Source organism: Bradyrhizobium sp. USDA 4473 (genome assembly GCF_054063335.1).
This window is the reverse complement of the sequence record NZ_JBSSGE010000001.1, coordinates 6,526,801-6,539,705: the sequence shown is the minus strand read 5'-3', so window position 1 is coordinate 6,539,705 and position 12,905 is coordinate 6,526,801. Positions and strand designations below refer to the sequence as shown.

10 protein-coding genes are annotated in these 12,905 nt (G+C 64.6%); 6 read left to right on the top strand and 4 right to left on the bottom strand.

Annotated features, from left to right (window positions below; translation table 11 throughout):
• Positions 1 to 31 precede the first annotated feature (31 nt).
• Positions 32 to 1,300 carry an NAD(P)/FAD-dependent oxidoreductase gene (locus ACVW17_RS31030; RefSeq protein ID WP_456798236.1) on the top strand — a complete coding sequence of 423 codons (1,269 nt, stop codon included), beginning with the start codon at positions 32 to 34 and terminating at the stop codon, positions 1,298 to 1,300.
• Between the two features lie 13 nt (positions 1,301 to 1,313).
• On the opposite strand, the gene ACVW17_RS31025 is transcribed toward ACVW17_RS31030, so the two are convergent.
• The 4 genes from ACVW17_RS31025 to ACVW17_RS31010 all read right to left on the bottom strand — a co-directional run bounded on the left by ACVW17_RS31025 (position 1,314) and on the right by ACVW17_RS31010 (position 6,286).
• Positions 1,314 to 1,586, bottom strand: coding sequence for a hypothetical protein (locus ACVW17_RS31025; RefSeq protein WP_456755402.1), 273 nt, complete (start codon positions 1,584 to 1,586; stop codon positions 1,314 to 1,316).
• 288 nt (positions 1,587 to 1,874) lie between these two features.
• A complete protein-coding gene (locus ACVW17_RS31020) occupies positions 1,875 to 2,069 on the bottom strand; it encodes a hypothetical protein (RefSeq protein ID WP_456756568.1) in 195 nt (64 codons plus the stop codon).
• 263 nt (positions 2,070 to 2,332) lie between these two features.
• On the bottom strand, positions 2,333 to 4,294 hold the full coding sequence (locus ACVW17_RS31015) for a PAS domain S-box protein (protein ID WP_456756567.1): 1,962 nt from the start codon (positions 4,292 to 4,294) through the stop codon (positions 2,333 to 2,335).
• Between the two features lie 1,014 nt (positions 4,295 to 5,308).
• The gene (locus tag ACVW17_RS31010; RefSeq protein WP_456755401.1) at positions 5,309 to 6,286 is read right to left on the bottom strand and encodes an NADPH:quinone oxidoreductase family protein; all 978 of its coding nucleotides are present in this window, start codon (positions 6,284 to 6,286) and stop codon (positions 5,309 to 5,311) included.
• A 398-nt stretch (positions 6,287 to 6,684) separates the two neighbouring features.
• Here ACVW17_RS31010 and ACVW17_RS31005 point away from each other — a divergent pair, with 398 nt between their 5' ends.
• The 5 genes from ACVW17_RS31005 to ACVW17_RS30985 all read left to right on the top strand — a co-directional run bounded on the left by ACVW17_RS31005 (position 6,685) and on the right by ACVW17_RS30985 (position 12,898).
• Complete coding sequence (locus ACVW17_RS31005; RefSeq protein WP_016848416.1) at positions 6,685 to 7,458, top strand: motility protein A; 774 nt, start codon at positions 6,685 to 6,687, stop codon at positions 7,456 to 7,458.
• A 28-nt stretch (positions 7,459 to 7,486) separates the two neighbouring features.
• The gene (locus tag ACVW17_RS31000; protein WP_456798235.1) at positions 7,487 to 8,317 is read left to right on the top strand and encodes a flagellar motor protein MotB; all 831 of its coding nucleotides are present in this window, start codon (positions 7,487 to 7,489) and stop codon (positions 8,315 to 8,317) included.
• Between the two features lie 115 nt (positions 8,318 to 8,432).
• On the top strand, positions 8,433 to 10,355 hold the full coding sequence (locus ACVW17_RS30995) for a potassium transporter Kup (protein WP_456755399.1): 1,923 nt from the start codon (positions 8,433 to 8,435) through the stop codon (positions 10,353 to 10,355).
• A 154-nt stretch (positions 10,356 to 10,509) separates the two neighbouring features.
• Entirely contained in the window at positions 10,510 to 12,435 is a 1,926-nt protein-coding gene (locus ACVW17_RS30990; RefSeq protein WP_456755398.1) for a potassium transporter Kup, read from the top strand.
• A gap of 133 nt (positions 12,436 to 12,568) precedes the next feature.
• Positions 12,569 to 12,898 carry a rhodanese-like domain-containing protein gene (locus tag ACVW17_RS30985; protein ID WP_456755397.1) on the top strand — a complete coding sequence of 110 codons (330 nt, stop codon included), beginning with the start codon at positions 12,569 to 12,571 and terminating at the stop codon, positions 12,896 to 12,898.
• The last annotated feature ends 7 nt before the right edge of the window (positions 12,899 to 12,905 follow it).

The following is a 12,905-nucleotide window of genomic DNA, read 5'->3' as shown; positions in this document are numbered from 1 at the left end:
AGATCATGCCCAATCAAAAGGCGAAGCGCTGATGACCGGAACGGGGCGTCACGTCGCGATCATCGGCGCCGGCGCGGTCGGCGTGATCTCGGCCATCGAGGCGCTGCGCGCCGGTCATCGCGTCACGCTGATCGATCCCGGCGAGCCCGGCGGCACGCAGGCCGCGAGCTATGGCAATGCCGGCTGGCTGTCGTCGCATTCGGTGATCCCGCCGGCGGAGCCCGGCACCTGGAAGAAGGTGCCGGGCTATCTGATGGATCCGCTCGGGCCGCTCGCGATCCGCTGGTCGTATCTGCCGAAGGCGCTGCCGTGGCTGATCAGGTATCTGCTGTCGAGCTGGACCGAGGCGCAGGTCGAGGCCACCGCGCGGGCGATGCGCGATCTCTTGAAGGATGCGCCGCTGCTGCACCGGCAGCTCGCCGAAGAAGCCGGCGTACCCGAGCTGATCGAGCGGCGCGGGGTGATGCATGTGTTTCCCTCGCGCGCGCCGTTCGACCGCGATCTCGGCTGGCGCATCCGCAAGCGCGTCGGGATCGAATGGCTCGAGCTCGATGAGGATGAGATGCGCCAGCGCGAGCCCGATCTGCATCCGCGCTACAAATTCGGCGTCGTGGTCGAGGAGGCCGGCCGCTGCCGCGATCCCGGCGCTTACGTCGCAGCACTCGCCGCGCACGCCGTCGCAAGCGGCGCCGAGCGCGTCGCCGCCAAGGCGACCGGCCTCAAGCTTGCCGGCGACAGGCTCGTCGCCGTGGTCACCGAGCGTGGTGAGATCGCCTGCGACGCGGCGGTCGTCGCCGCCGGCGCGCGCTCGAAACAGCTGACCGCATCGATCGGCGATCCGCTGCCGCTCGAGACCGAGCGCGGCTATCACGTCATGATCGAGCACCCGGAGTCCGGCCCGCGCAATTCGATGATGGCCTCGGATGCCAAGATGGTCGTCAACTGGACCGACAAGGGCCTGCGCGCCGCCGGCACCGTCGAGATCGCTGGCCTCGACGCCGCGCCGAACTGGAAGCGCGCCGAGATCCTGCGCGAGCATCTGTTCAGCATGTTCCCGAAACTGCCCCGGGACATTCCACCGTCGCGGATCAAGACCTGGTTCGGCCATCGCCCGAGCATGCCCGACGGGCGGCCCTGCATCGGCCACAGCAGCGCCTCGCGCGACGTGGTCTATGCCTTCGGCCACGGCCATGTCGGGCTGGTCGGGTCGGCCCGCACCGGCCGGCTGGTCGCGCAATTGCTCAGCGGCACGGCGCCGGAGATTCCGCTCGCCCCGTTTTCGCCGGCGCGCTTCCTGTAAGGGGACGTGGATCTCAGCTGTCGCCGGCCCAGGCCGTGATCGCGGCCGGCGCGATCACGCGTCTTGGCATATGCGGATTGATCGTGCCGGCGCTGACGTCCCGCGTCTGATCGAGCAGGGTGCGCGCGAACGCCTTGGCATCCTGCTCTGTCGTGAAGGTGCGGGTTTGGCGCGCGAAGCGGTGATGTCCGGCGTCAGGGTCGTTTCGCACGGCGAACGAGACGTACCAGATGGCCTTGTCCGTCTTCATCGCGCGGCCCTGCTGGCGGTGGTCGGCGCCCGCCACCGGGACGTCGTGGCCGATATTCGATATGCAAAAAGTGCCAAGATGAAGATTCCTGAAATACAGCAGACGACGGCTAATTGGCCCCCCTGTGGACAAGGAATGCTACAGGATCGGCACACATACCGATACTGGCGGCATATTACCTCTCAACCGCTGGGTGAATGACAATGCCCTATTGCGAATTTGGTTCCTGCGGTCGGACGTGGTGGCTTTCCGGTGGTTAAATCGATCTTCCAGCGGCGCGCGAGATGATCTTGGGAAGCGTGCTGTCGCGGAAACGGACGCGACCTAGACAGCATCGCCTTGCTTGCCGGCCGCGGCAGCGGCAATGGCCTTCTCGACCTCTGCGGCGAGTGCGGTGAGATGGTCGGCCAATCTGGTGAACAGCTCGCGCTTTCGGATGTCGGTGGCCAGGTCGCGGATCAGTGCGCACTCCGCCGCGTCGCGGCGAAGCTTCTCAAGGTGCTTCAACATATCCTGCATGGTGCGGCCCAGTACGCTCTCGTCAGTGAACGGTAGGCGGCGGGAACTTGCGGGACAATAACCTGTGATAATTTCGGCTCCGCGCGTCGGGCTGGCCGCCCGCCCGACAAACACTCGGCGGTGCATCGGTCGGACAGGCTGAAGCACGATCCGAAAAAGTGCGAAGCGGGTCCCCTCGCGACAAACGCGGAACGCGTTTGCGCGGAGATCATGTTCAAACAAAGAGCCAAAGCGATGACGATTCAACCAAATCTCATCGCGCTCTAGCGGCGGTCGAGGATTTCCCGCACGCGCAACGCAAGCTTGGCTTGCGAGACCGGTTTCTCCAGGAGCTCGACGCCCTGGTCCAGCCGGCCATGATGTATCACGGCGTTCTGCGAGTAGCCCGTCATGTAGAGAATCTTGAGTCCATGCCGCATCTCGGCAGCTCGCTTTCCAAGCTCGCGGCCGTTCATGCCCGGCATCACAATGTCGGTGAGCAGGAGATCGATATGCGGCTGCTCCTGGAGCAGGATGGTCAATGCGGACTGTGCGCTCCCAGCCATCAGCACGCGATAATTCAATTCTCGCAGCAACTCGCTGATATAGGTGCGGAGATCCTCGTCATCTTCGACGACCAGGATGGTTTCGATCTTGCTCGACTCGGCTACGGCGACCGGTTCGTCAATCTCTTCCTGCTCGAGGGCCGGCCCACGGTGGCGAGGGAAATACAGCTTGACGTTGGTGCCGTAGCCGAGCTCGCTGTAGATCTTGATATGGCCGCCCGACTGCTTCACGAAGCCGTAGACTTGGCTGAGCCCGAGGCCGGTGCCGTGTCCGACTTCCTTGGTCGTGAAAAACGGTTCGAAAGCATGGCTCAACGTGTCGTGGCTCATCCCGACACCCGTGTCGGTGATGCTGATGACCACATACTGCCCGGGACTGAGTTCGGGATTTCGTAAGGAGTATGCGTGATCGGCCGACACGTTCGAGGCCTCGATCGTCAGTTTGCCGCCTTCGGGCATCGCGTCGCGTGCATTGATCGCGAGGTTCAGGATGGCTGCTTCCAATTGGTTTGGATCGGCTTCAATCTGCCAGAGCCCGGCGCTGCCGACGGTCTGAACGTCGACGCGTTCGCCAAGCGTTCGTTGCAGAAATTCCTGCGAGCTGTTGAGGAAGTTGTTCAGCTCGATCGGTTTCGGTGACAGGGCCTGTCGGCGCGAGAAGGCGAGCAGGCGGCTGGTCAGGCTCGCTGCGCGCTGTGCGCCGCGTTTCGCATGAGACAGGGCGCGTTGGAAATTGGGATTGCCGGCAAGCTGCCGGCCATGTCGCTCCATCGTTTCGAGGTTGCCGATCACGATCATCAGCAGGTTGTTGAAATCGTGCGCGACGCCTCCGCTGAGTTGTCCGACCGCCTCGAGCTTTTGCGAGGCAAGCAGTTGATCCTGAACCTTGGCGAGCTCCTCCTGTGCGTTGCGGCGCTCGCTGATGTCGCGGGTCACCTTGGCGAAGCCGACCACGGCACCGCTCTCGTCCATGATCCTGTCGATAACCACCGACGCCCAGAACTTGGTGCCGTCCTTGCGGACACGCCATCCTTCGGCTTCGAACCGGCCGCTTTGCCTTGCTTGCTCGAGCGCGCGGTCGGGCACGCGGTTTGCGCGGTCCTCTTCCGTGTAGAATCGCGAGAAGTGCTGGCCGATGATCTCGTCCGGCGCGTAGCCCTTGATCCGCTCTGCGCCGGGGTTCCAGGTGACGACGACGCCCGAGGCATCGAGCTGAAAAATGGCATAGTCCACGACGGCCTCGATCAGCCGGCGATAGCGCCGTTCGCTGTCGAGCAGCGCCTTGGTGGCTTCGGTCCGCTCGGTGACATCGCGCGTAACCTTGGCGAAACCGATCAGCGACCCCTTGCGATCTCTCACCGCATCGATCACGACGGTCGCCCAGAAACGGCTTCCGTCCTTGCGGACCCGCCAGCCTTCCGAGCTGAAACGTCCCTGTTCGGCGGCGACCGCCAGTGCCTTTTGCGGCAGTCCGGCGGCCTGATCCTCGGGAGTATAGAAGGTCGAAAGCGGTCGCCCGATGATTTCGTCGGCGCTATATCCCTTCAGCCGGGCGGCGCCGGAATTCCAGCTTGCGATCGTGCCGTCTGGCTCGACCAGATAGACCGCATAATCGGTGATCGCGTCGATCAGCAATTGAAGCCGTTGGCTGTCCGACACGTCGGCTGTATTGGGATTCATTCGAAGATAGCGGCCCGCCGCCGACCCCTCGTGCAAATTGATCAAGATGCACCGGTTAACGTCAACATTTTGAACTCGTTCCCCGCCGCCACGGCAACGAAAATATAGGAACCAAGTGGATGTCACCGCACTGCAGGCGCATGGAATTGCGGATGGCGGCAGCGATATCGATCCGCGATCGATCCGTTCGGCTTTTCAGAAATTAACTTGACACCAGACCCAACTCAGATGTTTAATGCGTCCGTCTCGCCCGACACGAGGGGCGCTTCGCGGTCGTCACGAACGCGGGTCGAGATGCGGTGGACGCCGATTGTGCAGTCGACGAATGCGCATGAAGCGGACGGTGAAATCGTGCAGGCCTGACGCCCTAGCGGTAGGTGTCTCTTCCGATTGCGCAGTGCGCGTTGTGAAGACGGTGACAACAAAGCCAAGTCTCGCCGGGGAGAGCACGTATAAGCCGTAACCCATCGCGCAGGGAAAGCCGGATTGCTCCGGTTACACCTGTGGTCCTACCCCCCGTGCTTTCTACCTATTGCACGGGGCCCATGGGTGCAATCGGCACCCGGCTTTCCCTGCGCCCTCACCAACGGAGAGGGCGGAACGAAAGAGCAAAGCTCGGACAATTCATGTCGCGAGAACGCGAAACTGTATCCTCGTCCACAACTGTCATCGCGCGGCTCGCCGCCTCCGCTAAAGCTTCGGCGCGCCACGGACTGCTTGCCTCGTCGAAGCCTTGGCGTAGACGGGACCGGGCGATCCAGTACACCGCGGCCTCTCGGCTCAAGCATTACTGCCTCTGGAATACTGGATCACCCGCTTTCGCGGGTGATGACACCGACAGTGTGGCAAGTGAATCGAAACCCATCCTCATCGTCGTCCTGGCGAAAGCCAGGACCCATTACCCCGAATGCTCATTGTTGTGCGACGCTGGGGCCGCGGTCCCGTTCATCACCGAATGCGGTGGTTACGGGTCCTGGCTTTTGCCAGGACAACATCGGCAGTTTGTCTTTCCCGCTAACCGATCCGCACCACCATCTTGCCGAGCGCGGCGCGGGTTTGCATGGTGGTGAACGCCGCGCGGAAATCGTCGAACGCGAACACCTTGCCGACCACGGGCGTCAGCCGGCCATCGTTCAGCCACGCCGACAGTTGCGTCATCACGCGCGCCTGCGCCTCCGGCTCGCGGCGCGCGATCTGGGCAGCGTCGACGCCGATCAGAAGGCCGCCCTTCAGGAGCGGCAGGTTGAATGGCAGCGCGGGGATCTGGCCCGCCGCAAAGCCGACCACGACATGGCGGCCGTTCCAGGCGATCGAGCGGAACGCCTGCAGCGAGACCTCGCCGCCGACCGGATCGAAGATCACGTCGGGACCATGGCCGCCGGTCGCCTCCTTCAGCGCGTCGCGCCAATCGGGCCTGGTGTAGTCGACCACGGCGTCGGCGCCGAAGCTGGCGGCGAAGCTGCGCTTCTGCTCGGTCGAGGCCGCGGCGATGACACGCGCGCCGAGCAGCTTGCCGATCTGGATCGCGGCGATGCCGGTGCCGCCGGCGGCACCGAGCACCAGGAGCTGCTCGCCGGCCTTGAGCGAGCCGCGCTCGCCGAGCGCGTACAGCGCCGTGAGGTAGTTGGTGCGGAAGGCGGCTGCGGCCTCCATCGACAGGCCGTCGGGCATGATCTCGACCACAGCCGGCGGCACCACGATCTGCTCGGCCAAAGCACCCGAGCGCGCCGCGCCCATCACCCGCATCCCCGGCGCGATGCCGGCGACGTCGCTTGCGACCGCATCGACCACGCCGGCGAATTCCGCACCGGGCGTAAAGGGCAGGGCGTCCTTGGTCTGGTAGCGGCCCTCGACCTTCAGCCCGTCGACGAAGCCGATGCTCGCGGCGTGGATCCGGACGCGGATCTGTCCGGGTCCGGGTTCGGGGGTGGCGATCTCCCTCAGCTCGATCTGCTCGATGGGCGCATAGTGCTCGACGACGACCGCCTTCATCCTGTCCTGCTCGCTTGTTCGTTTCCTCGAGAGCCTTTTCCGTTCCGATTGAATCGGAACGGGGCTCTCAATTCTTGTGTTGACGCGTTTTCTTCACACGAACCGGTAGCCATCCCGGATCAAGTCCGGGACAGGCTTTCGCTCGAAAACGCTTTGAGCCCACCTATCTCATGTCCGTTGTTCTACGGGGAGGGCTTTTGCGCATGCCGTGGCGGCGTTCGATGCGGAAAGCCAGCATCTTCAACGACATCGCGAAAAGGCCGGCGTTTACCCGTTGTTATCCCTACCAAATTCGGTAACGCGTCCTTAATGGCGTTAACGCTAGGGTTTTCCACGCGGCCCCCACTGGGCTGCGCGCCGTCCAGGACGGGCAGGTTGCGTACGCGTTGGAGTCTCCTATGGATATCATGACTGGCGCCGGGCTGTTGGCTGGCATCATCGTCATCGCGGTGATGATGTTCATGGGCGGCGACCTGCACATGTTCATCTCCGAACATGCCATGATCATCATCTTCGGCGGCTCGATCGCGGCGACGATGATCCGCTTTCCGCTCGGCGTGATGCTGCACGGGCTGCCGCTCGGCGCCAAGTTTGCCTTCACCATGAGCCGGCTGTCGGCACGCGACCTGGTCGACGAGCTCGCCCGCATTGCCGAGATCGCCCGCAAGCAGGGCCCGGTCGGCCTCGAGAAGGTCGAGACCGACGAGCCGTTCCTTGCCAAGGGGATCCGCTACGTCGCCGACGGCTACGACCTCGAATTCATCCGCGACAACATGGAGCGCGACCGCGACAATTTCCTGATGCACCTCGACGAGGGCAGCAAGATCTATCGTGCGATCGGCGACTGCGCGCCGGCCTTCGGCATGATCGGCACGCTGATCGGCATGGTGCAGATGTTCGCCAACATGACCGACCCGTCGAAGCTCGGCCCGTTCATGGCGACCGCGCTGCTGGCGACGCTGTACGGCGCGCTGGTCGCCAACCTGTTCTGTCTTCCGATCGCCGACAAGCTGCACGGCAAGCTGCTCGACGAGGAGACCAACCGCACGCTGATCATCGACGGCATCCTGATGATCCGCGACTCCAAGAGCCCCGCGCTGGTGCGCGAGATGCTGCTGGCCTATCTGCCGGAGAAGCATCGCCAGGAGGAAGGCGAGCCGGTGCCGGCCTGACCGGCCGGCGGGTTCGGGAAACGCGACAATGGCGAAGAAAAAACGCGGCGACGCCCATACCGGAGGTCACGGCTGGTTCGTGACCTTTGCCGACCTGATGGGCTTGATGATGAGCTTCTTCGTGATGCTCGTCGCGTTCTCCACTATGGACAACAACAAGCTGAAGATCGTCGCCGGCTCGATGCGCGACGCCTTCGGCGTGCAGACCAATGTGCGCTATTCGGGCATCGTCGAGTCCGACGGCCTGCCGACCCGGCCGAAGCTCAAGAACGTCGAGCACATCTCGCCGGAGGAGTCTTCGGCCAATCCGACCCCGGACGAGCAGGAGCGCAGCCAGATCAACGGCGCGCGGCTGAAGATCGACCGCGAATTCGCGCTCGCCTCGGCCTCGCTGCGCCAGGCGCTGCAGGACATGCCGGAGCTGACCGAGATATCCAAGAACATCATGTTCGAGGAGACCAAGGAGGGGCTCAACCTCGAGATCGTCGATCAGGACGGCCGCTCGATGTTCGCCGACGGCTCCAGGGAGCCGTATGAGCGCACCCGCCGGCTGATCCAGAAGCTCGCAGCGCCCTTGAAGGCGACGCCGCTGCGGATCGCGATCGTGGGGCATACAGCCGCAGGCTTCGTGCCGGCGCGCAGCGAATACGACGCCTTCGACCTGTCCGCGGACCGCGCCAATGCGGTGCGGCAGATCCTCGAGCGGGAAGGACTGCCGCCGTCGCATGTTTTCGCGGTTTCCGGCAAGGCGGACGGCCAGCCGCTGTTTCCCGACGACCCGACACTGCCGGCCAACCGTCGCGTGACCATCACGTTGATGCGGGAAAATCCGCCGCTGCCGCCGGACTTGAAGCCGTAGCCCCAAAAACACCATGTTACCGTCGCGCGGGCGGTGTTGCTTGGTTGACAGGCGGGGCGGAAGCGTCGATAGCCGCGCGGATCAAAATCAACCGATCGGGCGTTCCAACTTCGCCATGGCTGCCAGCGTCACATCCAGCGAAGCCCAGGACACTCAAGGCACGATCCAGGGTGCGGGGCACGGCACATCCAGTTTCTGGGCCCTCACACTGGGCAGCATCGGAGTGGTGTTCGGCGATATCGGCACGTCGCCGCTCTACGCATTCCGCGAGGCGGTCGGCGGTGCCGCGCACGGCCAGCCGGTCACCCGCATCATGGTGCTGGGCGTGCTCAGCCTGATCCTGTGGGCGCTGTTCACGGTCGTCACCGCGAAATATGTCCTGCTGCTGCTGCGCGCCGACAACAATGGCGAGGGCGGCACGCTGTCGCTGATGGCGCTCGGCCAGCGCGCGCTCGGACGGCGCAGCTGGCCGCTGCTCGCGCTCGGCGTGGTCGGCGCCTCGATGTTCATCGGCGATTCCATGATCACCCCGGCGATCTCGGTGCTGTCGGCGGTCGAAGGCCTCAAGCTCGCCACGCCGCATCTCGAGCACTATGTGGTGCCGCTGACGATCCTGATCCTCGTCGTGCTGTTCTCGGTGCAGCGCTCCGGCACCGCCCGAGTCGCCTCGGCCTTCGGGCCGGTCATGGTGGTGTGGTTCGCCTCGCTCGCGGCGATGGGCGTGGCCCACATCATGGATGATCCGTCGGTGCTGGCGGCGATCAATCCGTACTACGCGCTCCAGTTCATGCTGACCCACGGCACCATCGGCCTGGTGACATTGGGCGCGGTGTTCCTCGCGGTGACCGGCGGCGAGGCGCTGTACGCCGATCTCGGGCATTTCGGCCGCAAGCCGATCCAGTCCGGCTGGCTGTTCTTCGTGCTGCCGTCGCTGCTATTGAACTATTTCGGGCAGGGCGCGGTGGTGCTGTCCGACCCTGGCGCGATCGAGAACTCGTTCTACCGCATGGTGCCCGACGTGCTGCTGCTGCCGCTGGTCGGGCTCGCCACCGCCGCGACCGTGATCGCGAGCCAGGCGGTCATCACCGGCGCCTATTCGCTGATCAGCCAGGCGGTGCAGCTCGGGCTGTTGCCGCGCTTCGAGGTCCGCTACACCTCGGAGACCCATGCCGGCCAGATCTACCTGCCGCGGGTCAACCGGCTGCTGTTGATCGGCGTGCTGCTGCTGGTGCTGCTGTTCCGCACCTCGAGCGGGCTCGCCTCGGCCTACGGCATCGCCGTCTCCACCACCATGGTCGCCGACGGCATCATGGGCTTCATCGTGATCTGGAAGCTGTGGAACTGGCGGGTGGCATCGGCGGCGGCATTGATCCTGCCGTTCGTGATCGTCGACATGACCTTCTTCAGCGCCAATCTCCTGAAGCTGTTCGAGGGCGCCTGGGTGCCGCTCTTGTTCGGCATCGTGATGGCGACGATGATCTGGACCTGGCGCCGCGGCGCCGCGATCCTGGTCGCCAAGACGCGCCGCATCGAGGTGCCGCTGCGCGACCTGGTCCACAGTCTGGAGAAGCGGCCGCCGCATATCGTCAAGGGCACCGCGGTGTTCCTGACCAGCGACCCGAGCTTCGTGCCGACCGCGCTGCTGCACAATCTCAAGCACAACAAGGTGCTGCACGAGCACAATGTGATCCTGACCATCGAGACCGCGCCGACGCCGCGCGTCGATCTGTCCGAGCGCGTCAGCATGGAGAAGGTCAGCGACAAGTTCACCGCGGTGCGGCTGCGCTTCGGCTACATGGAATCGCCGAACGTGCCGAAGGCGCTCGCGGTCGCTCGCAAGCTCGGCTGGCAGTTCGACATCATGTCGACCTCGTTCTTCGTGTCGCGCCGCTCGCTGAAGCCGTCGGCCCAGTCCGGAATGCCGCAGTGGCAGGACCATCTGTTCATCGCGATGAGCCGCTCCGCCAACGATGCCACCGACTATTTCCAGATTCCGACCGGGCGGGTGGTTGAAGTGGGTACTCAGGTAACTATCTGAGCCGGCAGCGAATTCCGGCGTTGAGAAACCGTGATCTATGCGTGATACGCATAGTGGAGGCCTGAATCCGTGCTAACCTATGCATTCCTGCCGGGAGTATAGGCCTGCAACCCGGCATTGTGCAGTGCGGCAGAAGACAGAGGCGCAGCTTCCCATGTCATCCGAGAGTGCGATCACCGCGGCGGAAACGCCCGCGGTAAACGGCCATGGCGAGGCGCATTCAACCGCCACCTTCAAGGCGCTGATGCTCGGCAGCATCGGCGTCGTCTATGGCGACATCGGCACGAGCCCGCTCTACGCGCTACGCGAGGCCGTGGTTGCGGCTGCCGGCGGCGAGGGCGCCGTCACGACGCATGCGGTGCTCGGCGTGCTCTCGCTGATCCTGTGGGCGCTGATCGTCGTCGTCACGCTCAAATACGTCGTGATCCTGCTCCGTGCCGACAACAATGGCGAGGGCGGCACGCTGGCGCTGATGGCGCTGGCGCAGCGCGCGGTGACCAAGGGCGGAGCCGCGATCGTGCTGCTCGGCATCATCAGCGGCGCGCTGTTCTACGGCGATGCCGTGATCACGCCGGCGCTCTCGGTGCTGTCGGCGATCGAAGGCATCAAGCTCGTCACCTCGACCTTCGATCCCTATGTCGTGCCGCTCACGGTGGTGATCCTGGTCGTGCTGTTCGCGGTGCAGTCGCGCGGCACCGCGCGGGTTGCCGCCTTCTTCGGGCCGGTGATGTGCGTCTGGTTCGCCGTGATCGCGATCGCCGCGCTGCCGCAGATCGTGCGGCATCCCGAGGTGCTGTACGCGCTCAATCCGATCCTTGCGGTGTCGTTCATGCTGCATCACGGCGTGATCGGCTTCATCACCCTCGGTGCCGTGTTCCTCGCCGTGACCGGTGCGGAGGCGCTCTATGCCGATCTCGGCCATTTCGGCAAGCGCCCGATCCAGACCGCGTGGCTGTTCATCGTGCTACCGTCGCTGGCGCTGAACTATCTCGGGCAGGGCGCGCTCCTGATCGGCGATCCCAAGGGCGTCGAGAACCCGTTCTTCCTGATGTTCCCGGATTGGGCCCTGATCCCGATGGTCGCGCTCGCCACCATGGCGACCGTGATCGCGAGCCAGGCCGTCATCACCGGCGCCTATTCGCTGACCCGGCAGGCGATCCAGCTCGGCCTGATGCCGCGGTTCGAGATCCGCCATACGTCAGAGGCGCATTCCGGCCAGATCTACATGCCGCGCATCAACCGGTTGCTGTTCATTGCGGTGATCGTGCTGGTGCTGATGTTCCGTTCGTCGAGCGCGCTGGCGTCGGCCTACGGCATCTCGGTGACCGGCACCATGGTGGTGACCGCGATGATGGGCTTCGTGGTGATCTGGAAGGTCTGGCGCTGGTCGCCGGTCGCCGCCGCCGCGCTGGTGGCGCCGTTCCTGTTCCTCGACATCACGTTCCTGGCCGCCAATCTGCTCAAGGTGTTCGAGGGCGGCTGGGTGCCGCTGGCGCTCGGCGGCGCCATGATGGTCGTGATGTACACTTGGCGGCGCGGCAGCCGGCTATTGTTCGAGAAGTCGCGCAAGCTGGAATTCCCGCTCGCCGATCTCGTCGCGATGCTGGAGAAGCGGCCGCCGCAGCGGGTCTCCGGCACCGCAGTGTTCCTGACCAGCGATCCGGTCAGCGCACCGACCGCGCTGATGCACAGCCTCAAGCACTACAAGGTGCTGCACGAGAAGAATGTCATCCTCACCATCGAGACCGCGCCGACGCCGCGCATCGATCCGTCCGAGCGGGTCCGGATGGAGCAGCTGACCGAGACATTCTCCAAGGTGACGCTGAAGTTCGGCTTCATGGAGCAGCCGAACGTGCCGAAGACGCTGGCGATCGCCCGCAAGCTGGGCTGGCAGTTCGACATCATGTCGACCTCGTTCTTCCTGTCCCGCCGCGCGCTGAAGCCGGCGGCCCATTCGGGCATGCCGAGCTGGCAGGACCATCTGTTCATCGCGCTGAGCCGCTCCTCGAACGATGCCACCGACTATTTCCAGATCCCGACCGGGCGGGTGGTCGAGGTCGGCACGCAGGTCACGATCTAGGCCACGATCCAGCTTTTCTGCGCGGCATCTAACCCGTTTCGGACGCTTGATTTTCTTGCCGCGAGAGGCGACTTTGCGGCCCGGAACGGCGAGCCATGCGACGCTCGCCAAGCAATATCGGGAGGATATTTCCGTGGCGGATCACAAGGTGGAAGATTTGTTTCCGGACGAGGTGTCGAAGGGCATAGCGGAAGGCCGCTATCTCCTGGTCGACGTCCGCGAGCCCAATGAAGTCGCCGTCGAAGCCTATCCCGACGGCCTCGTGGTGCCGCTGTCGAGCTTCGATCCGGCTGCGATCCCCGATCCGCGGGGCAAGCAGGTGGTGTTCGCCTGCCGCTCCGGCAAGCGCTCGGTGACGGCCTCGCTGGCCGCCCAGGCCGCGGGCCTGCCCTACGACAAGCACCTCGCGGGCGGCATCATCGGCTGGAAGGCGGCGGGACTGCCGACCAAGACCGGCGGCTGATCCCTGA